Origin of the sequence: Carboxylicivirga taeanensis, assembly GCF_051851475.1 — a bacterium.
Lineage (GTDB): Bacteria > Bacteroidota > Bacteroidia > Bacteroidales > Marinilabiliaceae > Carboxylicivirga > Carboxylicivirga taeanensis.
This window is the reverse complement of sequence record NZ_JBPUSJ010000023.1, coordinates 1-24,227: the sequence shown is the minus strand read 5'-3', so window position 1 is coordinate 24,227 and position 24,227 is coordinate 1. Positions and strand designations below refer to the sequence as shown.

The following is a 24,227-nucleotide window of genomic DNA, read 5'->3' as shown; positions in this document are numbered from 1 at the left end:
GTTTGTTTGGTGACTTTGCAGCTTTGTAAAATGCTCAAACATTTTGTTTGGCGGCTTTGCAGCTTTGTAAAATGCTCAAAAAGTTTGTTTGGTGACTTTGCAGCCTTGCAAAATGCTCAAAAAGTTTGTTTGGTGACTTTGCAGCTTTGTAAAATGCTCAAACATTTTGTTTGGTGACTTTGCAGCTTTGTAAAATGCTCAAATAGTTTGTTTGGCGGCTTTGCAGCTTTGTAAAATGCTCAAACAGTTTGTTTGGCGACTTTGCAGCCTTGCAAAATGCTCAAACATTTTGTTTGGCGGCTTTTCAGCTTTGCAAAATGCTCAAATAGTTTGTTTGGCATCTTTGCAGCTTTTTAAAACACAGGAACAGTTTGCGGCAGGCTATTTCTGCCAAAATTACAAGCCTCTGACACCCCTGTCTGTCGCATTGTCACACATTGACGAATGGCACAGCCTTTGATAACTTTGAGCCGTTAAACAGATAAATTAAAAACATAAATACAAGTAACGATGCAAAAAGGACATATTGGGGTTACTACCGAGGACATTTTCCCAATCATCAAAAAGTATCTTTATTCAGATCATGAGATTTTCTTGCGCGAATTGGTATCCAATGCCGTTGATGCGACTCAAAAGCTAAAGACGCTTGCCTCAGTGGGCGAGTTTAAAGGCGAAATGGGCGAAGCACCGGTTCGTGTAATTCTGGATGAAGAAAAGAAGACCATAACCATCTCTGACCGTGGTGTGGGAATGACAGCCGAGGAGATTGATAAATACATCAACCAGGTTGCTTTTTCAGGAGCGAACGAATTCCTGGAAAAGTATAAAAAGGATGCCAATGCTATCATTGGGCACTTTGGACTGGGTTTCTACTCTTCGTTCATGGTGTCAGAAAAAGTGGAAATCATTACTAAGTCGTTCCGCGATGGCGCGCAAGCCGTTAAATGGAGCTGTGACGGTAGCCCTGAATATACCCTGGAAGAAGTTGAAAAAGCCGACAGAGGAACAGACATTATTCTGCACATTGATAAAGACAATGAGCAGTATGCCACCAAGGCCGAAATCAGCAACTTGCTGAAAAAATACTGCCGCTTCCTGCCTGTTGAAGTTATTTTTGGTAAAGAAACCGAGTGGAAGGACGGGAAAGAAGAAGAGACTGATAAGGACAATGTGATCAATGAGACCAAGCCTTTATGGACACGCACTCCTTCTGAGCTCCAAGACGAAGATTACACCAAGTTCTATCGTGGCTTATATCCAATGGCCGATGAGCCTTTGTTCAACATCCATTTGAATGTGGATTATCCGTTTAACCTGACAGGTGTGCTGTACTTCCCAAAATTGAAAAACAATGTAGAAGTACAAAAAAATAAGATTCAGCTTTACTGCAACCAGGTTTATGTAACTGATTCGGTGGAGGGCATTGTACCTGAGTTCTTAACCTTACTGCATGGTGTTATCGATTCGCCGGATATTCCGTTGAATGTATCGCGTTCGTACTTGCAGAGCGATGGCAACGTGAAAAAGATTTCAAGCCACATTACCAAGAAGGTGGCCGACCGACTGGAAGAAATATTCAAGAAAGACCGGGAAAACTTTGAAGCAAAGTGGGACGACCTGAAAATCTTCATCGAATACGGTATGCTAACCGAAGAGAAGTTTTATGACCGTGCCAAGAAGTTTACGCTGCTGAAAAATACCGACGGCAAATTCTTTACTTTCGATGAGTATGCCGGTATTATTAAAGATAATCAAACCGATAAAGACGGACAGCTGGTTTACCTTTACGCAACCGATGTTGAAGGACAGTTCAGCTTTATCGAAGCGGCCAAAAATAAAGGCTACGATGTATTGGTGCTTGATGGCCAGTTAGACAGCCATTTTGTTAACCACCTGGAAAGCAAATTCGAGAAGTCGCGTTTTGTGCGCGTAGACAGCGATATTGCTGATAAGTTAATTCCTAAAGATGAGTCGGCTGAGTTAAAACTGTCTGAAGCTCAAAAGCAGGATTTGACTACTATCTTTAGTTCGCAGGTTCCTAATGTGGATAAAGCTAACTTCATTGTGTCTTTTGAGGCATTGGACGAAACGGCAACACCGGTAATGATTACTCAGCAGGAGTTTATGCGTCGTATGAAGGAAATGAGCCAGCTGGGTGGCGGCCCGATGAGTTTCTATGGCGAAATGCCCGATAGCTACAACCTGGTAGTGAATGGTAATCACCCATTAGTTACCCGCATCATTGAGGAGGAAGAGAAAGAAGTAGGTGAGAAGGTAGCCTCTATCCGTCATAAAATAGAAGGCCTGGAAGGCAAGCGCTCTGAGCTGGAAAAAGCCAAGGAAGGCAAGAAAGACGAAGAGATTCCACAGGCTGATAAGGATGAGCTGGAAGACATCAATAAGAAACTGGTGGAGCTGAACGGCAAGAAGGATGCAGAACTATCTACATTTGCATCATCTAACAAGCTGGTATCGCAACTGATAGATTTAGCCCTGCTTTCGAACAATATGTTGAAGGGTGAAGCCTTAACAAAGTTCGTAAAACGAAGCATCGATTTAATTTGATAGTTTATATCACCATTTGTAAAAAAGCCCGGATGCATTTTGCTTCCGGGCTTTTTTCGGTTGTTCACTCTGATAAAGCATGTACTTTGCAGGTTTTTTTTCCACAAAGCCAATTTTAAAAGGAGTTCAGAAGGAGTAAGGTATTGTAAATACCTGTTTATAAAGGCCTAAAAATTAGTTAACATCTTTTAACAAAATAAACAAGGCACCATGATGTAGCATAGTTTATTAATTCGCGTATTTATCTATTTTTGGGCCGATTTTTTGCACAGTGCGATGGCTGCCTGAGGGACAGGCGAACGTGGCGCTAAATATCATTCTTAAAACCAAATAAAATGGAACAAAACGTTTTCATCGCTAAAGATGTGACAACGAATCCGGCGCCACTTGGACTAACCGGCTTTGGATTGACTACAATGCTATTAAACCTTCATAATGCAGGCCTGTTTGGCTTGGATACTATGATTATGGGGATGGGAATCATGATGGGAGGATTGATTCAAATCCTTGTTGGCATGCTCGAATGGAAAAAGAACAACATGTTTGGCATGATGGCTTTTAGCTCTTATGGCGCATTCTGGATCTCACTGGTGTTTATCTGGATTTTCCCTAAAATGGGACTTGGTGAGGCTCCTTCGCCAATTGCCATGGGCTACTACCTCACTGTTTGGGGGATATTTACTTTTGGCTTATGGATTGCCACTCTTAAAATGAGTAAAACGATGGTGTGGCTGTTTGGTACAGTGGTTGTGCTTTTTGCATTGCTGGCCTTGGCTAATTTTACCGGTAGTCATTTAATTCATACAATTGCAGGTATCGAAGGCGTAATTTGTGGAGCCAGTGCACTATACATTGCGATAGGTACCTTATTGGTAGATGTGTATGGGAAACAAATTTTACCAATGCCATAACCGATTACTCGCAGACCAAATATTAAAACGTTCGAATACTTATTCGGACGTTTTTTTTGTTAACCGGTGTTTTGACCAAGTAGCGATTCTTGTCCTTGAACGATATGGTTGAACATCTGGAAATTACATATTTTAGTAAACTTAATTGTGACTCTATTCTTATGAAGCATTTAGAAAGTGCATATATTGGGCAAAACGAATGGTGGAAATACGTTTTGCTGTTATTGATTGCTTTTGTTGGTGGGCAGTTTATTGGGGCAATTCCATTGGCCATTGTATTGGGAGTAGCTGGTGCCAATGGCAATGTTTCTCCCGAAGCCATCGCAACTATGAATTTTAATGCCATGGGTATTAACTCAACCCTTGGGCTGGCTTTAGTTATTCTGCCTTTTATCGTTGTGCTTATTTTGTTTATGGTTTTATATAAAGCCTTCCATCAACGTTCGGTGTCAACGGTTATTAATGGAACTTATAATATCCGTTGGCGCCGGGTGATTATTGGTGCTGCTGTATGGGGCGTAATCATAGCTTTTGCCCTGGTAGTGGATTATTATCTGAATATAGACAATTACGAAGTACGTTTAAATTGGAGAGCGCTGATTCCTCTGGCTATTGTTGCTGTAGTGTTGATTCCGTTTCAGGCTTTTTGTGAGGAAATATTGTTCAGAGGCTATCTGGCGCAGGGGATTGGTCGTCTTACCAAAAGCCGGCTATTAGTCCTATTGATACCTTCTTTATTATTTGCGCTAATGCACGGAACCAATCCGGAAGTGGATAAATTCGGCTTTTGGGCCGTGATGCCGCAGTATTTTACCATGGGCTTGGTGTATGCCCTTATTTCTGTTTTAGATGATGGTATTGAGCTGGCCATGGGAGCACACGCTGTCAATAATGTATTCTTGAGTATTTTTTTAACCGCTGATGGAATGGTTTTTCAAACCGATGCGCTGCTTAAAGTGCATGAAGTTGATCCCTTAAAAGATCTGGGCTCGCTGCTAATCGGTTGTGCTGTTTTTTGTGCGGCACTGGCTTTTAAATACCGCTGGAAGATCCACACTTTATTTAGCCGTATTCAGCCACCTGTTGCTGAGCAATAGATAGTCAGATAAATCACCTTTTCCAAAGCCATAGACTTTGGAAAAGGCTGACAAAAGTTATCGGACACTTCCTGATAAAGTGCTGATTTCGCGTGTGCCTTTCAGGTTGCTAATGCGAAAATCACCTGATATCGAATTTCCTTTTAAGTTGCCGTCGATGTTGCTGAGTTCAGCGTCGCCCGAAACGGTATTGGAGCGCACATTCCCTTTTACTTCATTCATGGTTATGTCGCCCGAAACGGTGTTAGCAGAGAAATCGCTACCAATTTTATTCGCTTCAATGTCTCCTGAAATGGTGTTGCATTTTACATAACGCTGACCAACACCACTAACTGTTATGTCCCCACTGATGCTGTTCACGTCTGCATCAGTCATGGCTGGCATAGTAATGTGAAAGTGGCCGCTTGTTTTGCCCTTTGTGTTGCGCGGATGGTCGACCTCTACATACAGTGTGGTGCCCGACTGGCGGGTGATAATTTGGTACTCATCTTTATCGCGTTCCCAGGTAACAGAACCTGTTACGTGAACGGTGTTTCCTGGTGCCGATTCGATGGTGACATCGCTGAAAACAACATTAACTTCTACTTTGGTGATGTTGTCAAATGTTTTATCTACTTGTGCTTTATTGTTTTGCCCAAATGCAATAGCAGCAAGTATTAGGAAGCTGCAGGTGAATATTAGCTGTTTCATAACGAGTTATTTTATATTTTACCCTAGTATGACGCCTCAGCTCCCTTATTAGTTACATATCTCCTATAAAATTAGTCTATCCTGAGCTGATAACCGCTGCCATGTATATTAATAATCTCAACACCATCTACATCTTTCAGGTATTTTCTGAGCTTGGTGATATACACGTCCATGCTGCGTGTGGTAAAATAGCCAGTTTCTCCCCACACCTGTTTCAGCGCCTTATCGCGGGGAAGTACTTTATTTTGAGTTTGGCAGAGGAGTAGCAACAGGTCGGCTTCTTTTGGCGAAAGTTTTTGCTCCTCACCATTGAGGGTAATGGTTCTGAACTCATGGTTGAAGGTAGCGGTGCCAATGCTGTATTCAGTTTGAACTTCCTCTTTGTTTTGTCTTTTATTGCGGTTAAGGATGGCCTTTATCTTGCAGATAAGAATTTCAGAATCAAAGGGTTTAGTGATGTAGTCGTCAGCCCCGGTGCTAAAGCCTTCCAAAACATCCTCTTTCATTACCTTCGCTGTGAGAAAAATAATAGGAATTTCCTGGTTGTACTCTTTTATTTCCCGGGCAATGGTAAAGCCATCAACGTTGGGCAGCATAACATCCAGGATGCAGATGTCGAAATGCCCTTCTTTAAATCGCTTTAAGGCCTGCAGCCCATCTTTTACCCAGGTTACTTCAAATTTATTTATTTCCAGGTAGGCTTTCATGACCGTTCCAAAATTACGGTCGTCTTCCACCATAAACACTCTGCTCTGTTCTGTCATTGTTATTATTTATAGGGTAGTAGAATAGTAAACTCCGTTCCAACATTAATTTTGCTCTTAACACTGATGCTGCCATTATGCGCATCGATGACTGCCTTAACATAGCTTAGGCCGAGGCCAAAGCCCTTTACGTTATGGACATTACCGCCACTTGCCCGATAAAATTTCTCAAATATCTTGCTTTGTTGTTCACGGGTCATGCCAATACCATTGTCGGCAATCTTTATCTGTAACCCGTTGTTGTAATTGGAGGTAGATATTTCTACTTCTGGTGCCTCCTTGGCATATTTAAGAGCATTTTCGAGCAAATTAACAATCACGTTGGTAAAATGTATTTCGTCAACCAAAAATACGCTTAATTCTGCGTTTAATGAAGTACTAATTTTAGCATTTGTTTCCTTGGCCAGTAATTGCATGTTGTCCACTGCCCTTAAAATGAGTTCGTGCACATCTTTCGATGTTTTAACCACCGAAAAGTCTTTCTTTTCAATCTGCGACATCTGCAAAACCCGCTCTACATGACTGTTCATTCGGCTGTTTTCCTCTTTGATGATTTTCAAAAAGTTTTTAACGTGTGCTTCGTTATTGATAATACTAGGCGTAAGAATGCTGTCGGTAGCCAGACTGATTGTCGCGATGGGTGTCTTAAACTCATGGGTCATGTTATTAATAAAATCGGTTTTTATCTGTGACACCTTTTTTTGTGTTAGAATGGTGCGAATGGTGATAAAAAAAGTGATGAGGATAAACAAGGTGAACAGTGTCGAAAGAGAAACCATCCATCCCAGTGATTTAACCAGGTAGGAGGTGGTGTCGGGAAAATAGATAACCATGTCGTATGCCGAAAGGCCTCTAAAAATATCTCTGGGGAACAAGTTGACCTGAAAAGGGGTATAGCTGGCAGTTTTACCAATGTCAAAATCAGCTGTTTTGTAATTGGACAGCTGTCGGGTGTATTGGTTGTAAACGCCAAATTCGAATTTGGTATCGATTCCGTTTTGCCCCAGTTCCTCTTGCAACACCGTGTTCAAATGCTCCAAATCCAGACGGTTTTGCAGCGGATTATGACGCGCCTCAATTTCACGCTTCATTTGGTTAAATACTTCCTGAATATTCTTGTTCCGTTCCTCCATGGCACTGATGACAACTTCGAAAGAATCTTCCACCTGCATCATCTGCTCCTCCAGTTCCTGTATGTTGTAGGCTTCACCACTGGAGTTAATCCACACCTGATGTTCGCTGTGGTTACTGCCTACCTCTGTGCGTACCTCAATGCGTGTGCCGCCTTTGGTAATCACCGTGTCTTTCTTGTGGTAAACAATATTGGGTTGTGCTGTACCAGCATTTTGTTGCCGATTAGCCGTGTCAGAAAGCTGCTGATTGCCTTGAGTTTGAGGGGAAGGAAAAGAAGGCTGTCGAAAAAACTCCCGAAAGATATATTCAGCATTCTGTTCTTTTTCCAAACGGTGGACAGCGTTATCAAGCGAACGATATACGGCAGCCTGAAATTTCTCCTTCTGAACCGTTAATGATTGCCTTATCCACAAATACTGGGCGGCAATAATGCCAAGCATGGACAGGCTCATTAATAGTATTAATCCTTGAATTGATTTTCGTTTCATAATTGAGCGATTACTCTGTAAAGATAATTGTTTGTATAAAAGTGCGGAACGACATTAACGCTTCCTTAACTCTTTTTAACCGCGCCTTAACCTATTTGCAATCAGTTCATTCATAAATTTGATAGCATAAGTTGTTGCTCGATAAAGGGGTGGATGGATTGTTTAAATAAACTTGGATACTATGAAAAACGGAAACAAATTATTTTGGGTAGTGCTGTTGGCAGCAGTGATTGGTAGTTTCGGCTATCGGGCAGCGGCTCAAACGCAAAAACAAAAAAAGGTGACGGTAAAAGTAATCAGTGGTGATACTGACAGCGCTGTTAAGTTAGATACAACTTTTTCTGGCGATGGGATAAAGTACTCATCAAGCAGCGAAATTATGGTGATTAATTTGGACAGCATCATGCAGGCAAACCATGAGGAGATTGAAAAACATATGCGGGTGATGGCTCTTAAGATGGATTCGTTGAACGAATGGTCCTTTAAAGGTGATTTTGAATGCTTGCATAAGGAGGTGGATGAGTTACTCAAAGAAAATGGCCTTCGTTTTAAGCATGAGGGGCAACCCGGCAGGGTGCTCGTTTTAAGGGATAACGGGGAAGAGGTGGATATCGAAGAATTTATAAATGAAGAAGTAGAGCTTATTAAAATTATTGAAAGTCATAGTGGCTCAATTGGCCATGACGAATGCGCCACACAAACCATTGTTATAACAGAAGGAGCTGATGGTAAGATGCCATTCATACATAAACACGCGCCTGGTCCACATGGGCGTGTTAGAGTAGAACCCATTCCTTTGGAGGACATTTCATTTCTTAAGCAAATTGGTATTTCGACCAAAATGTTAGTGGCAGAGCCTTTAACATTGGAAGAATTGACCATTGAAATAGAGAAGATAATGGAGGATGAAAAGCTTCAGACATATCTGAAAATAGAATGTGACTTGCCTGCTGGTACCTATGATTTTAATGTATATAACGGTGAAGGTCTCCAAATAAAAGAGCAGAAAAATATTAAAGGTGACGGACCACTTAAAGAAGATGTGAAGCTTAAGAAAGAGGAAGCTCCTTACTATATGATTCTTACCAAAAATAATCAGCTTTTGGGACGGAAGATTGTTCTGTAAAGTAAGTAGTTCTCAAAAGAAGGGATAAGCAGTTGCTCCATATTCAATGGCGACTGCTTTTTTTATGGAATTTTCCAAATATTGCATCTATATCCATATAGTGGACAATTATACATAGAGCTAATTTGTTAATGTATTATAAAACAGGCAACTATAATTATTGGCAAAGCTATTGATATTCAATCTGAAAATTGCAAGGAATGATGACCATTGAAATAATCGGGATAACAGCAATACTGATCTATCTGTGGTATTTGATAGATACTTACTTTATTGCTGAGCGGAAAACTATATAATGAAATATTTGATTGGTGCTTCGTTATTAGATGAAGATGAGCCAATCAATAGTTTGGGTGTTTATAATAAAAAAGCTCCTTGCCAACGGGCAGGGAGCTTTTTTTATTCGTATGAGAAAATTAAATCTTGGTAATTGAATTTTCTTCCACCCAGCCAACTGTGCCGTCGGCAATTTGTATTTCTTTCCATTGGCCCAATGAACTCAACACTTCCACCTTTGTACCTTCGTGCAAAATAAATATTTCAGTACCGCTGGCATCAGGAGAACTTTTCACAGTTAATGACGGATCAAATACAATGGCATGCTTTCGCACCATTAGTTTGGTTTTTTGACGATAACTAAAGGTGAGCGTGATCATGGTTCCGATCAATAAGCCTATCCCCAAATAAAAACTGCCTTTTCTGAGAAAGACTGATTTGGAAAAAAAGAATATGCCAGCCATAATCAACGTTAAAACAAAGCATGCAATGCCAAGGTATGCCCAGGTGTCAGATGTCGTTTTATTGCGAAAATCAGCCACCCATTTACTCAAAAAGAATACATCAACAGATTCTATTTTATCCGTTGTTTGAGAATAGGCCAGCTCCAGGTTGTATTTTACATCCTTATCATGAGGCTTCAAAAGAAGAGCGCGTTCATAATTGAGTATGGCGTTGGCCAGCTCGCCGTTTTTATAGTAGGCATTGCCCAAATTAAAGTATAGAGCACCGCTCTCAACGCCGGTTGATAAGATGCCTTCATAGGTGTCAATCGCTGATTGAAAGTCCCCATTGCTATAGTGTTGGTTGCCTTGCTCAAACCGCTCATCCTGACCATAGGCGGTTGCCGTTAGCAGGCAAAAAGCGAGAAATATAATTAGTTGCTTCATCTTTAGCGTTTTATTTGATTTTCAAGTTGACTGATAGTTGCAATTGTTTGCTTGTAGAGTTTATCCATCTCGCCTGCTCCAGAGGCTGGTGCATAGCGGGCAAACTCGCAAGTATCCAGTATTTGCATTATTTCGGTCACGACTTCGTCAGACACCTGACTTTGCTTAAGAATTTCGCCGGCATTATCTTTTGATAGCTCGCTTAAAGGAAGTGTTAACTTATCACTCAAATAGCCCCATAATGCTCGTAATACTTCTTCGTAGAAGGCTTCTTTTTCGCCAGTTTTGAGGAAATGTGCCGACTTTTTCAGTCGTTTAATAGCTACCTTATTGGCTTTTTTAGTCTTCATCAACGAAGCATTGGCATTGTCTTTAATCCGCTTTTGATTGATAATAAACAGCAGAATAAACAGGGATAGAGGAATGAGCAATGCTAAATAGTATGTAAGACTGCCAACAAAGAATGTTCCTGCTGGTTTAAGCACTGTTTTTCCTGTTTTGATAAAGCGGATATCTTTCCCAATGAACTTCACATTTTCCTTGGTGACATTAGAGCGAACAATGCCTGATGTGCTGGTTTCTTCGCCGTCTCCTTTAGCGACTTCAATGGTCATGGGCCTGGACGCAATACTTTGGTAACTGCCTTTGGCCGGGTCGAAATAGGCAAACTTAATGGCCGGAATGGTGAAGCTGCCGGCATGACGCGGTATTATAAGGTATTCATAGGTTTTTGACCCCTTCATTCCGCGGGTGGTATTACTAATATTGTTCGATATTTTGGCATCAAAATCATCAAAGTCAGCCGGGAACTGAATGGTGGGCTCCTCAATAAATTTCAGGTTACCTGTGCCGTTTATAACCACCTTTAGGGTGATGCCGTCATTGACAGCCACCTCACTTTTATTAATGCTGGCCTCCATATTGAATTGTCCAACACCTCCGGAGTAGCCTTCCGGTTTATTGCCAGGAAGCGCCTTAACGTTTAATGTTACAGGCTTTGATTTAACGCGTTTTTTAACGGTTCGATAGTTGGATTCGAAAAAGTCATCGAATATGCTGCGCGAAGAGCGGCTGCGTGCTACACGCTGACGCACCATAAACTCAATCTCGGTTGGCTCAATGGTAACTTTTCCGGCTTTTTGAGGGAAAAGTAATTTTTGATCGAAGGTGCCCACATTGTATGTTTTCCCATTAATGTTCTCCATGCTCCAGCTGATAGATTCTTGCTCTTTCAGGGTCTGTGCGATAAACGTGGAGAGGTTGGGTTGTTGTATATCAGACAGGCCTTCGAGGTCAACCCTTGTGTAAATTTTTGTTGAAAGCAGGAGCGACTCCCCCTGGTAAAGGCTTTTCTTTGATGGCGTAACCGTGATAAACAGATCGTCATCGTCGAGGCCACTGCCCGCAACCTGATTGCTTTGCTGTTGCTGTTGTGCCTGACTGTCGGCTTTGACCACTTTAATATTCACCGAATTGGAGCTCACTTTTTCATCATCCACTTTGATGGTAGCCGGCGGAATGGTAAATTGTCCTTCCTTAAGCGCTTTCAATATAAATGTAAAGGTGTACGATGTTTCGCGTGTGACCTTGCCGTTTATGATTGATGTGCTGGTCGAGTAGGACGTGCTAGGTCCCATCAATATTTGAAAATCCTGCAAAGAAGGCAGGCGTATATCACTACCTTCTTTATTTAAAGTGTAAACCAATTGAAATTTATCTCCTACAACTACAGCCGACTGGGCGCGCGCAGTAAAGCTAATATCTTGTGCTTTAACCGCTATGCCCGTGGCGACGAGTAGTAATATGGATAGAATTGTGAGTCGCATATTTTAGATTGTTTTTTGCAAAAATAGTACTTCTACCAGTTTTTTTCTGTTTTTGTTTGTTGAGCAGCCTTTGCTTTTCGCAGCTTCTTTTGTAATTCATTTTCATCCTGCTGAATAGCGTTCAACAAGCGCTGCGCATCTTCTTTCGACATTTCTTGAGAAGGAGCTTGCTGTTGTTGTTGATTTTGCTGCTGGTTTTGTGGCTGCTGCTTCTCTTCCTTATCAGGAGTTCCGTCGTTATTGGAGTCCAGATCGCGGTAGTCGGGTGTTCCATCTTTATCCGTGTCTTGCGGGTTGCGTGGGTCCTGTCCGGCTTCCTGCTGATCGGAGCGTCCGTCATTGTCTGAGTCCTGATCTTTATAATCGGGGATGCCATCCTGATCGGTATCCTGGTTGGGATTGGAGCGCCCCTGATCATCTTGCTGTTCTTTTTCATCCGGGATACCATCGCCGTCGGAGTCTTGCGACTGCTTGTCTTGATTTTGCTGCTGGTTTTGCTGTTGATCCTGCTTCTGATCTTGATTTTGCTGTTGCTGCTGGTCAAGTAATTTTTGAACCGCAATCAGGTTATACCGTGTATCATGATCGTTAGGATTATTGCGCAGCGCATTTTTATAGGCTTCCAGGCTTTCCTGCAGTTTTTGCGTGGCAAAATAGGTGTTGCCTATGTTGTGATAGATCTTCGAGAGTTTCTCAGGATCTTTCTCAGTGCCGGCTAGTATTTGAAATTGCTCCAGAGCTTCATTGTACTTTTCTTGCCTGTAGAGTGCATCGGCCAAATTGAACTGTGCTTCAAAGGAATCGCCCGTTTTATCCAACGCCTTTCGGTATTCAATTTCTGACTCCAGAAAGGCGGAGTCGGCAAAGTGGTTATTCCCGCTTCGGATAAATTTCCGTTCGTCCTGGGCTTTGCTATTGGAAACCCCAATGAATACAACTGCAACTAGAACTATGTATTTGAAATCCATCATACGCTTTTAATCGTTAGTCTTTTTATCCTTCACCTCAAAAATATTGATGTGCTTCAGTCGCCTGTTTTTGCGCTCCAGGATGATAAATTCAATAATAATGAGCAGCAACGCTAATGCCGCGAAGTACTGAAACTGGTCATCATAATCGGTATATACTTTGGCTTCCAGCTCCGATTTTTCAAGCTGGCTCAACTCATCTACCAGGTTATTAATACCATTACGAATATTGTTAGCAGGTATGTAGGCACCGTTACCAGTAATGGCAATCTTCTGAAGGGTTGTTTCATCCAGTTTTGAAATAACTACATTGCCCGCCTGATCTTTCATAAAATCGTTGCTGCGTCCTCCAAATACCGGAATTGGTGCTCCTTTAGGCAAGCCCATTCCCACGGTATAAACTTTAATGCCTTTTTCAGCAGCTTGCTTGGCTGCCGCAACGGGATCGTCTTCGTGGTTTTCACCATCTGTAATAACGATTATTGCGCGGTTAACATCTTCCTGGCTGGTAAATGAGGTAATCCCTTTATTGATGGCTGCTCCAATGGCCGTGCCTTGTGTGGCAACAATATCGGTATCAATAGAGCTGAGAAACATCTTAGCCGACGGATAGTCGGTGGTAATTGGCAATTGCACATAGGCCTCTCCGGCAAAGACAATGAATCCAACCCGGTCGTTCTGAAGCTTATCAATCAGTCGCGAGATGGCCCTTTTTGCCCGCTCCAAACGATTGGGTTCAATATCCTGAGCCATCATACTATTGGAAACATCAAGGGCCACAATCAATTCAATACCTTTTCGTTTTATTGTTTGCAGCTTACTGCCATATTGAGGGCCGGCAATGGTTATTATCAGCAGCACAAAAGCCAGAAGCAGAATGTAAAATTTAATGGTTGGCCGCTTAAATGACACGTTGGGCATAAGGTCATTTAGTAGTTCGGTATTACCAAACTCCTCCAATGCCTTTTTCCGCTTTTTGGCCAGGTACAGATGAATGAATGCCAGTGCCGGTATTAGCATTAGTAGGTAAAGTGCATCCGGATGTTCAAACCTGAATATATTCATTGTTATCTTATTCGTTAATCAATTATTAATTGGCAATGTTGGGCGCAATATCAGGGCAAGTTTCGAAATACTGTGCTTCTCAAAAATATCTCAGAGAGTAGAAATAGCCCTGCTAAAGCGGCGAACCACCAGTATTCTTCCTTACGTTTTGTGTATTCGCGCACTTCAATCCGTGTTTTTTCGAGCAAATCTATTTCCTTGTATATTTCATCCAGCTTTTGCTCATCTGTTGCTCTAAAATATTTACCGTCTGTCAAATCCGCGATTCCTTGCAGCAGTTCTTCATCAATTTTAACCTCCACTTGCTGGTATTGCTTACCAAACACTGTTTGAACCGGGTAAGGTGCCATGCCATTGGTTCCTACCCCAATGGTGTAGACCCGCACGCCAAATGTTTTGGCAATTTCGGCAGCAGTCATGGGCGCTATTTCGCCTTTATTGTTTTCTCCATCGGTTAGCAGGATAATAACCTTGCTTTTAGCTTTACTGTCTTTAATGCGCTGAACGGCAGTGGCTAACCCCATACCAATGGCCGTTCCGCTGTTGTCGAGCGATACCTCATTGATATCACGAAACAGGTTAATCAACACCTTGTGATCGGTGGTTAACGGGCATTGGGTAAAGCTTTCGGCGGCATAAATGACAAGGCCTATTTTGTCGTTAGGACGCCCCTTTATAAATTCTTCAGCAACTTCTTTAGCCGCTTCCAGTCTGTTCGGCTTAAAATCCTCCGCTGTCATACTGCCCGAAATATCGAGGGCCATCATGATATCGATTCCTTCGGTTATCTCATTTCGAAAGCTGTTACTCGATTGAGGTCTGGCCAGTACGATTATTAATAAAATAATACTCAATACCCGAAAGGCAAACAGAAGATGGCGTAAGTATATTTTTTTTGATACCGGCGCCTGCGCAAAGCCTTTGAGGGTTGATATTTTTAGTGAAGCCTGCATTCCCTTTTGCTTCCATACATACCAGGCAATATAAGCCGGTACTATCAGAAGCAGCCAGAAAAAATACGGGTGTGAAAATGTTATATTACTCATCATTGTTCAATGCTGTTTGATTCATTAACCGCTTCCTTTTCTTTTTTGAGCATGCTCTCTTTTTCTTCCTCCAAAGATTTCATTTCCTCTTGTTTGGTTTGATTCACAAAAAAGTAGGCATTAATCATGCTTAAATCATTTTCATCGGGTAAGGGCTCGTGCTTGGCAAATTTTACAAGATCGGCCGTCATAAGAATTTGGCGCAGGTTTTCAATGGATTTTGTATCGCGTACTTCAACGGCTTTGAATCCGTCCATAATTTCATCGGTTGTTTGTTCCATTGCTCTGAGCTCAAAGCGCTCTTCAATATAATGGCGCAAAGTATCTGTTACGGCTGAGTAGTACTCTTTCACATGGTTGCGCTGCCATAGCTTTTCCTGCTTTATTTGATCGAGTGCTTCAATTGCCCTGATATGGGCAGGAATGACAGGCTCTGGCTTCGAGAATATTTTTACAGGCACCTCTTTCTTCAAATACTTAAGAATAAAAAAGGTGACAATCGCTGCCAGCAGAAGAATGCCCACTACCCATGGCACATATTTATACAGCTCGGAGAGGTGAAACGGCGCTTCCAGAGGTTGTTTAATATCGGTAATACCGTTTTGGGGGTTGACCTCTTCAAATGGATTGACTACCATCAGGGCGGTGGCTTCTGTTTGTAATGCCTGGCCCAGCTTTTGACTGGCTTCCTCGAAAACAATCGGAGGAATGTAGTGCAGTCCGCTGTCAAAAGAAGTGATTCTGTAGCTTTGTTCAATTAAAAACCGTCCGTTGTCTCTGCTTAATGTGTCCGGCTCACTGGCCTTTACAATTTCGATGTGCTTTGTAATGGTATCGGTAAGCAAAGGAAAACTCAGTGCGATATCTTCCGGTTGGCTTAATTGTAATTTCAAATCTATCTGGCCACCAATAAATATCACTGTTGAGTCCAGTGCTGCTGATACACTAACATTTTGCGCATTTGCTCCCGTTACTAATCCACTTAGCATAGTCAGCAACGATAGCCACAGATAGCAGGTATATTTATGTATATTATTCATTTAGATACGTTTTTTAAATAGCGATATCAACGCCTTAACATAATCTTCATCCGTGCGAACCGACACATTATCCACCCCACATTTGCTAAATAGTTTCCGTGTACTTTCATCGGTTTCGCGCCACCATTTACTGTAGGCTTCGCGCACTGCTTTGTTGGAGGTGTCGGCCCAGTAATATTCACCTGTTTCGGCATCTTTGAGCTTTATCAGGCCAAGTGATGGGATTTCTGTTTCGCGTTTGTCATATACTTTAAGAGCTACAACGTCGTGTTTTTGATTGGCAATTTTCAGCGCATCTTCAAAGTTCTCATCGATAAAATCGGAGATGATGAAGGCGGTGCAACGCTTTTTAATGGCGTTGGTGAGGTACTTCAGTGCCTCCGATACATTCGTTTCGCGATGCTCCGGTGTGAAGGTGATGAATTCCCGAATGATGTGCAGGATATGTTTTCGGCCCTTCTTTGGCGGAATGAATTTCTCGATCCTGTCACTGAAAAAGATGACGCCAATCTTGTCATTATTTTGAATGGCAGAGAATGCGAGTACAGCCGCTATTTCGGTAATTACGTTTTTCTTAAATTTGAATGAGGTACCAAACTCGCGCGAACCTGATACATCAATCATTAACAAAACCGTAAGCTCACGCTCTTCTTCAAAAACCTTAATGTAAGGATGATTAAAGCGGGCAGTTACATTCCAGTCGATATTTCGTATGTCGTCGCCATACTGATATTCCCGTACTTCGCTAAACGTCATACCACGGCCCTTAAAAGCCGAGTGGTATTCGCCGGCAAAAATGTTAGCCGACAATCCACGGGTTTTTATCTCTATCTGGCGTACCTTTTTTAATAAATCAGTTGCTTCCAATGTTTGTGTTTTAGCTGGCGACCAAGAGCATTAAGGCTTTGGTCGCTTTTAATAGTAAATGAGCTAATAAACAATCTGTATGCTAAAAGTTCGACGCCAAAGGCGTCCTGCTTCTGCTACTATGGTACTTCAACCTGATTAAGTATTTCGCTAATGATTTCTTCGGATGTAAGGTTGTTAGCCTCTGCTTCGTATGACAGTCCGATACGGTGACGCAGTACATCATGGCAAATAGCCCGCACATCTTCTGGTATTACATACCCCCGACGTTTGATGAACGCATAGGCTTTAGAGGCCATAGATAAACTGATGCTGGCACGTGGTGAGGCTCCGTAAGAAATCATATCCTTGAACTTTTCCAGACCGTATTGTTCAGGATAGCGGGTGGCAAAGGTGATGTCCACAATGTATTTTTCAATTTTTTCGTCCATGTAAACATCTTTAACTACCTGGCGTGCCCGGATAATATCTTCAGGTTTAAGAATCGTTGATGCTTTTGGAAATGTTTTGGCCAGGTTATGACGGATAATCAGCTGCTCCTCGTCTTTTTTAGGGTAGTCCAATACTATTTTCAGCATAAAACGGTCAACCTGGGCTTCCGGAAGCGGGTAGGTACCTTCTTGTTCAATCGGGTTTTGCGTGGCCATTACCAAAAATGGTTCCTCAAGCGGATAGGTAGTTTCACCAATGGTTACTTGACGCTCCTGCATGGCTTCCAGCAACGCACTCTGCACTTTTGCCGGGGCTCGGTTAATCTCATCCGCCAATACAAAATTGGTGAAGATGGGCCCTTGTTTAACGATAAATTCTTCTTTTTTCTGGCTGTAAATCATCGTACCCAACAAGTCGGCAGGTAGCAGATCGGGTGTGAACTGGATACGCGAGAATTTGGCATCGACAATGGTTGCCAGTGTATTAATTGCTAGTGTTTTGGCGAGTCCTGGAACCCCTTCCAAAAGGATGTGGCCGTCCGACAGTAAACCAATCAGGAGACCTTCCACAAGGTGTTTTTGCCCAACAATTACCTTGTTCATCTCCATTGTTAGCAGGTCAACAAATGAGCTTTCTTCTTTAATTCGTTCGTTAATAGCTTTTATATCTACGGATTGTTCCATGATGATTATTTTATCTGTTTTTTATATTTCTATCTGATTTCGACTCGTGTCTTTCAAATTAACACAATATCGGGCTATTCAAATATTCTTTAATTGTTAATATTTGTTAAGTAGCGACCATTTTAACTAAGCTTTAACTTCTGGTTTTTTAGTTAGTAAGCAATTCCTGAGGCAAACTTGTGTGGCCGATAACAAGCAAAAATAACAGGTTTTTAGGAGTATTCGACTATTATGACTGGTATTTTCAGTCACTTTAGGTTCTATGTATGGGGAGCATTGGTCTTTTAAGGAATTATTAACACTTTTGTCTGTTAATAAACGATAGTGGCATGCAATACTTTAGTTATCATACACACACTTTGTTTTGCGATGGCAAAGCGGGTGTTGAGGAAATTTGTCAGCGAGCACTGGCACTCAATATGTCGGCCATTGGATTTTCCAGTCATGCGCCGCTCCCTTTTGAAACAGCCTGGGCCATGAAGTTCGAAAATTTACTCAGTTATGTTGCAGAGGTGGCGAGCTGTAAGGAAAAGTACAAAGGACAATTACACATTTACCGATCGCTCGAGGCCGATTACTTAGGAGAGGGGCTCAGCCTGCCTTTTAATGTGCTCAGGAAATTAGCAAAGCTCGATTACATCCTTGGGGCGGTTCACTTGGTTGCCAATCCAAACATGCCCAACGAATTTTGGTTTTTAGATGGGCCCTCGACAAATTACGAGCAGGGACTTAACCAGGTTTTTGGTGGCGATGTGAGAGCAGCAGTGGAACAATACTATTGGCAAATGAGGCAGATGGTGCTCCTTCAGAAGCCAGATGTGGTGGCACACATGGATAAGGTGGTGATGAATGATAAGAAAGGGTATTTTTCTGAGTCTGACGCATGGTACCAGCAAGCTGTTGAGGATACGCTGCAGGTGATAGCGGCCTCTGGAGCTATAGTAGAGGTTAATACGCGCGGGATTTACAGAGGAAAATACCATACCTGGTTTCCCAACCGAACTGTTATTGAGCGATGTATAGAGCTTGATATTCCACTCACCATATCCGTTGATGCCCATCATGTCGATGAACTGGTTTCCGGCTTTCATGAGGCCCTATTGATGCTGAAGGAGGCTGGATGTCGACAAATTAGTGTTTTTAAGGAACGAAGCTGGAAACAAATTCCAATTGATGATGTTGTTTCTGATAAATAGCTAGTGGCGCCTATGGTCATCAGCCATAGACAGACGTTTAAATAATTTGAAAAACGATAAGAACGATGTTTGAAGATAATGATTTTGTTTGCAGGCACATGCAGTTAACCAAAACTGATATTATAAAGGTGATTACCGATAAGCAGATTACCTCTTTTGAAGAGCTTCAGGATGAAACTGATGTGGGTACCATTTGTGGTAGTTGTGTGGCAGATATTGAAGAGATATTGGAGGAAGAAATAGCTAAGCGGGAGGTCTGATCTCGCACTAGCTAATGGGTGTCTCAGTGAAAGGGTATTGGTGTTTATCCCGAGAATACCCTTCACTGACTCGATTTTAATTATCGAGCATGAGCAGCGAACTATCGCCATAACTCAAGAATCGAAAATCATTCTCAAGGGCATAGTTGTATATTTCTTGCCACTGCTGACCCACAATTGCCCCTATTAATAATAGCAGGGTACTCTGAGGCTGGTGAAAATTCGTAACAAGTCCGTTAATGAGCTTAAAGCGGTAGCCCGGTACAATAATAATCGCAGTTTTTCCTGCCAGATAAGCCAGTTTGTTTTCAGCCATGTAGTTCAAAAGGGCCTCTAGTGCTTCTTGAGTACTGTAGGAGTCTGTTAGGTTATAGGGATCCCACTGTTCAATCCCGTGTTTAATGCACAGGCCAGACAGGAGACGGACGCCATACCAATATAAACTTTCAAGTGTTCTAACCGAGGTAGTGCCTACGGCAATCAGCGGCTCTTTGTTTTGAATAAGACGTTCCAAAGCTTCTTTCTCCAACACAAAATGCTCTGTGTGCATATCGTGTCCAGCTATAAGCTCCGACTTAACTGGCTTAAAGGTGCCGGCACCTACATGCAGGGTTACATTAAGCAGCGAATGCTCCTTTGCCTCCAACTGATTCAATATGCTTTTTGTAAAATGGAGGCCAGCTGTGGGAGCTGCTACCGATCCTTGATGTTGCGAGTACACAGTTTGGTAGCGCTCTTTATCTAGCTCTTCCGTGTCGCGGTTCAGATAGGGTGGAATGGGTGTAAGACCAATCTGTTCAATAATTTCAGCAAAAGAAAAGTTTTGATTGGTCCAATTAAAGTGAACTTCATAGGCGTCACCCAATTGTTGTCCTTTATTGATGATTAATTCAAACGACTCGCCTTCAATGGTTACTGTTTGCTTTAAAGGTGAGTCTTTCCATTTGCGGGCATTTCCAACAATGCATTTCCAGCTCGCACTTTCTCTGGCGTCAAAAGCCATCTGTACTTCTGCTGGTGTTAATGGTTCCAAACAAAATATTTCAATTTGGGCTCCTGTATCCTTTCTAAATCGCAAGCGGGCACGAATTACTTTGGTGTTGTTAAAGGCCAACATGGCCCTTGGAGGTAGTTCGTTAATAATATCGGTAAAAACACCTTCACTTATTTGCTTGTTTTTAAAGATCAGAAGTTTTGATTCATCCCGGTTATCAAGTGGATACTTGGCAATCCGTTCTTCTGGTAAATGATAGGTGTACTCTTTAATCGATATCTTTGGCTTAATCATATTCTGCATTTTTAGCGCGACAAATTTAGTTAACTTTGTGCGATTGCACTAAAAACAGTGTAGATTGTTAATGTTATAAAATAAAAAAGAAATATAAATTCAATGCATATGAAAGTTAAGGCTGGCGATGTGGTTCGTTTTTTAGATACTAATGGAGGTGGTGTTGTAACGCGGGTAGATGGTAAATTAGCTTACGTTGAAGATCAGGATGGTTTTGAAGTACCAGTATTGGTGAATGAGTGTGTGGTAATTCGGGATGAAAAACCCAAAAATAAGGGAGGTATTCAGCCTGCAGAGGCAGAGGAAGCTGAGGACGATTATGAATTTGTTGAAGAAGTGGGAGATGATTCGGCCTCTCAGTTCTATATTGCCTTTTTACAAGGAGATAATCCAGGGCAAGCTTCCGGTAACCTGCGTGTACAGGCGATTAATGACAGTAACTACTTCATCTATTACACAATTAGTAATTTACGAAAGGATGGCAGTTTGGACTTGTTCTACCATGGGGAAGTTGAGCCAAATACCAAGGTTGTTTTGGATAAGCTTGGGGTGATGCAATTGGATGACAGACAATGGCAAGTAAATCTGATTTTATTTAAAAAGGGGAAAACCTACAAAAATGTAGCTCCAATTTCTGAGGTGGTAAAAATTAAAGCGACTCGTTTTCTGAAGGACAATGTGTTTATTGATAATGATTACTACCACGAAAAGGCAGTTTTATTGCCGGTTATCAAGGGGGAGTTTGAGCGGAAGCTCGAAGAGTTGAGTGACAAAGAAATTAAAAAAGCCATTCGTGAAAAAGAAAGGCAACCCGTGAAAAAGAAAGTGAGTCGCCGGGATGACGATAAAATGCTTGAGGTGGACTTACACATTGATGAGCTGATTGATTCAGCAGCTGGACTCAGTAATGGAGAGATTATAACGATACAGTTAGATAGGTTTAAACAGGTTATGGAGGATAACAAACAAAATAAGGGGCGAAAAATAGTATTCATTCATGGTGTTGGAAATGGAAGGTTAAAGAATGAACTGCGGAAACTTTTGGATCGCCATTATAAGAAACATACCTATCAGGATGCTTCATTTCAGGAATATGGCTATGGGGCCACCATGGTGATTATTTGATTATCTAACGATATCGTACATAACAATAGCAGGCCGTCTGAACGAAATTTCAGACGGCTTTTTTTTGTCTTTCGTTTCCCATCAGAGCTTAAAAAGTGTGTGTTTCGACTGTGTGCTATGTTATTATCTGTCTCTTTCTTAGTGATGCATTATTACTATGTGATGATTAAAATTAGAGTTCTATATAGTATTAATATATAATTTTAATTCAATAAATAGTATGTGAGAATCTTATGATGTTATGTAGGATTCTTAAAGACAAATAAAGTATTCTAATACTTAAACAATGATATTTATTAATTAAATGTTATTATCCAATGATTAATTAGATTGATACATATTTAATTTAGAAACTAATAAAGTAAAAAAAGATAAATATTAATTTGGAATTGTTAGAAAATATTTAAAATATTTATAATGATAAGATTAGCATTTTATTTTGTTAACTTGTTTTAGATGCATTATACAAAGAATAGTATTTCAAGCTTTCAGTCAGGTGTCGAGCTGTTGTTCTACAATAGTTTGCATCAACAATCCATCAAGAGTGCCATCGAAAGGTATGGATACCGCGAGGGAGACTTGATTCGCATCTATAATCTGAACAAGGAACTCGCTGATGCTATCAATGCCTCCGAAGTGGCGAAGGGGAGAAAACGAGAGGTTTTTCGTGAAAAGAATCAACTTTTTGCAAATATCAAGAGGGAGTATATGCGTTACCTTAAGTTGGCACGCATTGCATTGAGTGATGATATCAAAGCGGCTGAGGCATTAATGTTGAATGGCGCACGGGAACGTACGTACAAGGCCCTATTGTTTCAGATAAATGCATTTATTTCTAACCTGATAAATAATGTGGAGTGGCTTGACGCGATCACCGTGTTCAATATTACCCGTGATGCCCTCTATGAGTTAAGAAGGCAAGTGAAGGAGCTGAACCATTTATCGGATAGGTGCCTGGAAGCGCAGGGAGAGGTCAGACGACTGACCGAATTAAAAAAGAGGAAGTTAGTGGATGTTCAGCGTCATGTTAGTGATTATGTAAAGATAGTGCGAATTGCTTTTGAGGATCATCCAGAGGCTTTGGTAAGTCTGGGTATCAAGAAAAAAAATGAGCAGTAGCTGTGTTTTATCATAGAAAAAAACAAAAAAACACTAAGAATCTCCGAGATGGCGAAACATCTGGGCAGTATTAACGTAACAAATGTAATTGTTTAAGAAAGATCGATTCTATTGATTCAATACATTAATTAATAGCTTATTGCTGACAAAAGTATTTTTGTCGCCTTGGGGTGTTGATAAAAATGTTAAAAGATTCATGTGTAATCGTACCGAGGTTCGGTAACGAAATTATATTTTTAATGCTGTATAGGGGATCTGTGGAGTTGGGGGCAGATATAAACTCAAGTTTATGAAAAGAATGTTACTTTTTAACGTTAGATTAATTTTGGCGTTGGCAATGGTTTTAGCCAGTGTTAGTGCTTTGGGGCAAAACATATCTAACAAAGAATTGCGTCAGGCGACAAAATACTTTGCTAAAAAGCAGGCCGACTACGGTATCCCTGTTCTTAAAGGGGCGGAAGTGGGTAACCCCATACCCAGTCTGGGAGCAAGTTATTGCACAGAAGGTGGATATGTCGACATAGTGCCGGATGAAATTGATCCGAGAGCGACTACTATTGAGTGGACCATTACAACTTTTGTTGGAGCTGCAGAGCAGCATCCGGGTTGGGCGGAGCTTATTGGTACTGGCACCAATGCAGTTCTCCGTTTTTATCCAGATCGAGTTACCGACCAATACTATAATGTCGCCATATATTTCGAATATGTACAGCGAAATAATCTTGGTCTTATTGTTGGATCAAACTACGACTTCACTAATGTTAATAAGACGCCTACTGAATTCGATTTAACCCCTACAGAAGTGTCTATTTGTGTGGGAGAGACAGCTACTCTTACTTTGAGTGGTTCTGAAGTAGGTATGGATTATCAGCTCTATCATAGTAATGGTGATGCGGTTCGTTTTCCTATTAATGGAAATGGTAGCGCCATTAACTTTTCTGTCAGTGTCTCTGATTCCTACTATGTAGAAGCAGTTAATAGAACAGATAATAGCTGTTCTTCCCTCATGAATGGGACTGCTGTTGTTACGGTTAATCCTTTGCCTACTCCTGTGGCAGGTAACGGCGGTGATGTGTGTTTGGGAAGCCCGATGGAGCTGGCTGCTGCTTCCGATGAATATAACAGCTATATATGGACCAATGCTGCTGGAGAAACGGTTGCAACCACACAGAATGCTACTTTATCTTCAGAAGATTATGGTGCAGGGAGTCATGTATTTACCCTAACTGTAGAGGATGTTAATTTATGTGTGAATTCGACTTCGACAACGATTACCGTTTTTGAAAACCCAACAGCGGCCCCTACTTTTAATGCACCGGTTTGTGATGGAGGCGAATTAGTTATCGCTGCCAATGCTGCTGGAGGTACAGG

21 protein-coding genes are annotated in these 24,227 nt (G+C 41.5%); 9 read left to right on the top strand and 12 right to left on the bottom strand.

Annotated elements, in window-relative coordinates:
- Positions 1-510: 510 nt before the first annotated feature.
- The 3 genes from htpG to ACSX1H_RS18455 all read left to right on the top strand — a co-directional run bounded on the left by htpG (position 511) and on the right by ACSX1H_RS18455 (position 4,573).
- Complete coding sequence (htpG, locus tag ACSX1H_RS18465; RefSeq protein ID WP_439185729.1) at positions 511-2,565, top strand: molecular chaperone HtpG; 2,055 nt, start codon at positions 511-513, stop codon at positions 2,563-2,565.
- Positions 2,566-2,900: 335 nt separating this feature from the next.
- Positions 2,901-3,476 (top strand): acetate uptake transporter, encoded by a 576-nt coding sequence (locus tag ACSX1H_RS18460; protein WP_439185728.1) that lies wholly within the window; start codon positions 2,901-2,903, stop codon positions 3,474-3,476.
- A gap of 161 nt (positions 3,477-3,637) precedes the next feature.
- On the top strand, positions 3,638-4,573 hold the full coding sequence (locus tag ACSX1H_RS18455; RefSeq protein ID WP_439185727.1) for a CPBP family intramembrane glutamic endopeptidase: 936 nt from the start codon (positions 3,638-3,640) through the stop codon (positions 4,571-4,573).
- A gap of 57 nt (positions 4,574-4,630) precedes the next feature.
- Here ACSX1H_RS18455 and ACSX1H_RS18450 read toward each other — a convergent pair whose 3' ends face one another.
- The 3 genes from ACSX1H_RS18450 to ACSX1H_RS18440 all read right to left on the bottom strand — a co-directional run bounded on the left by ACSX1H_RS18450 (position 4,631) and on the right by ACSX1H_RS18440 (position 7,649).
- Positions 4,631-5,263, bottom strand: coding sequence for a DUF4097 family beta strand repeat-containing protein (locus tag ACSX1H_RS18450; RefSeq protein ID WP_439185726.1), 633 nt, complete (start codon positions 5,261-5,263; stop codon positions 4,631-4,633).
- 71 nt (positions 5,264-5,334) lie between these two features.
- On the bottom strand, positions 5,335-6,027 hold the full coding sequence (locus ACSX1H_RS18445; protein WP_439185725.1) for a response regulator transcription factor: 693 nt from the start codon (positions 6,025-6,027) through the stop codon (positions 5,335-5,337).
- A 5-nt stretch (positions 6,028-6,032) separates the two neighbouring features.
- Positions 6,033-7,649, bottom strand: a complete 1,617-nt coding sequence (locus ACSX1H_RS18440; protein ID WP_439185724.1) for a sensor histidine kinase — start codon at positions 7,647-7,649, stop codon at positions 6,033-6,035.
- Positions 7,650-7,830: 181 nt separating this feature from the next.
- Between ACSX1H_RS18440 and ACSX1H_RS18435 the strand changes: the two genes are divergently transcribed.
- The gene (locus ACSX1H_RS18435; RefSeq protein WP_439185723.1) at positions 7,831-8,775 is read left to right on the top strand and encodes a hypothetical protein; all 945 of its coding nucleotides are present in this window, start codon (positions 7,831-7,833) and stop codon (positions 8,773-8,775) included.
- A 416-nt stretch (positions 8,776-9,191) separates the two neighbouring features.
- Here ACSX1H_RS18435 and ACSX1H_RS18430 read toward each other — a convergent pair whose 3' ends face one another.
- From ACSX1H_RS18430 to ACSX1H_RS18395, 8 genes are all read right to left on the bottom strand, one after another.
- A complete protein-coding gene (locus ACSX1H_RS18430; RefSeq protein ID WP_439185722.1) occupies positions 9,192-9,941 on the bottom strand; it encodes a tetratricopeptide repeat protein in 750 nt (249 codons plus the stop codon).
- Between the two features lie 2 nt (positions 9,942-9,943).
- Positions 9,944-11,767 carry a BatD family protein gene (locus ACSX1H_RS18425; RefSeq protein WP_439185721.1) on the bottom strand — a complete coding sequence of 608 codons (1,824 nt, stop codon included), beginning with the start codon at positions 11,765-11,767 and terminating at the stop codon, positions 9,944-9,946.
- A 32-nt stretch (positions 11,768-11,799) separates the two neighbouring features.
- Positions 11,800-12,738 carry a tetratricopeptide repeat protein gene (locus ACSX1H_RS18420; RefSeq protein WP_439185720.1) on the bottom strand — a complete coding sequence of 313 codons (939 nt, stop codon included), beginning with the start codon at positions 12,736-12,738 and terminating at the stop codon, positions 11,800-11,802.
- 6 nt (positions 12,739-12,744) lie between these two features.
- Positions 12,745-13,800 carry a vWA domain-containing protein gene (locus ACSX1H_RS18415; protein WP_439185719.1) on the bottom strand — a complete coding sequence of 352 codons (1,056 nt, stop codon included), beginning with the start codon at positions 13,798-13,800 and terminating at the stop codon, positions 12,745-12,747.
- A gap of 50 nt (positions 13,801-13,850) precedes the next feature.
- Positions 13,851-14,849, bottom strand: coding sequence for a vWA domain-containing protein (locus ACSX1H_RS18410; RefSeq protein WP_439185718.1), 999 nt, complete (start codon positions 14,847-14,849; stop codon positions 13,851-13,853).
- Positions 14,846-15,886: a hypothetical protein gene (locus tag ACSX1H_RS18405; RefSeq protein ID WP_439185717.1), complete on the bottom strand. Its 1,041-nt coding sequence runs from the start codon at positions 15,884-15,886 to the stop codon at positions 14,846-14,848. Before ACSX1H_RS18405 ends, ACSX1H_RS18410 begins: the two co-directional genes overlap by 4 nt.
- Entirely contained in the window at positions 15,887-16,753 is an 867-nt protein-coding gene (locus ACSX1H_RS18400; protein WP_439185716.1) for a DUF58 domain-containing protein, read from the bottom strand.
- A gap of 119 nt (positions 16,754-16,872) precedes the next feature.
- On the bottom strand, positions 16,873-17,868 hold the full coding sequence (locus ACSX1H_RS18395) for an AAA family ATPase (protein ID WP_439185715.1): 996 nt from the start codon (positions 17,866-17,868) through the stop codon (positions 16,873-16,875).
- A 329-nt stretch (positions 17,869-18,197) separates the two neighbouring features.
- Here ACSX1H_RS18395 and ACSX1H_RS18390 point away from each other — a divergent pair, with 329 nt between their 5' ends.
- Positions 18,198-19,064, top strand: a complete 867-nt coding sequence (locus ACSX1H_RS18390; RefSeq protein ID WP_439185714.1) for a histidinol-phosphatase — start codon at positions 18,198-18,200, stop codon at positions 19,062-19,064.
- 65 nt (positions 19,065-19,129) lie between these two features.
- Positions 19,130-19,324 carry a (2Fe-2S)-binding protein gene (locus ACSX1H_RS18385; RefSeq protein ID WP_439185713.1) on the top strand — a complete coding sequence of 65 codons (195 nt, stop codon included), beginning with the start codon at positions 19,130-19,132 and terminating at the stop codon, positions 19,322-19,324.
- Between the two features lie 76 nt (positions 19,325-19,400).
- Here ACSX1H_RS18385 and ACSX1H_RS18380 read toward each other — a convergent pair whose 3' ends face one another.
- Positions 19,401-20,612 (bottom strand): S-adenosylmethionine:tRNA ribosyltransferase-isomerase, encoded by a 1,212-nt coding sequence (locus tag ACSX1H_RS18380; RefSeq protein WP_439185712.1) that lies wholly within the window; start codon positions 20,610-20,612, stop codon positions 19,401-19,403.
- Positions 20,613-20,720: 108 nt separating this feature from the next.
- Here ACSX1H_RS18380 and ACSX1H_RS18375 point away from each other — a divergent pair, with 108 nt between their 5' ends.
- The 3 genes from ACSX1H_RS18375 to ACSX1H_RS18365 all read left to right on the top strand — a co-directional run.
- The gene (locus ACSX1H_RS18375; RefSeq protein ID WP_439185711.1) at positions 20,721-21,737 is read left to right on the top strand and encodes a Smr/MutS family protein; all 1,017 of its coding nucleotides are present in this window, start codon (positions 20,721-20,723) and stop codon (positions 21,735-21,737) included.
- A 456-nt stretch (positions 21,738-22,193) separates the two neighbouring features.
- A complete protein-coding gene (locus ACSX1H_RS18370) occupies positions 22,194-22,856 on the top strand; it encodes a PQLLE family protein (RefSeq protein ID WP_439185710.1) in 663 nt (220 codons plus the stop codon).
- 289 nt (positions 22,857-23,145) lie between these two features.
- A partial coding sequence (locus ACSX1H_RS18365) for an Ig-like domain-containing protein (RefSeq protein WP_439185709.1) occupies positions 23,146-24,227 on the top strand: 1,082 nt, incomplete at its 3' end.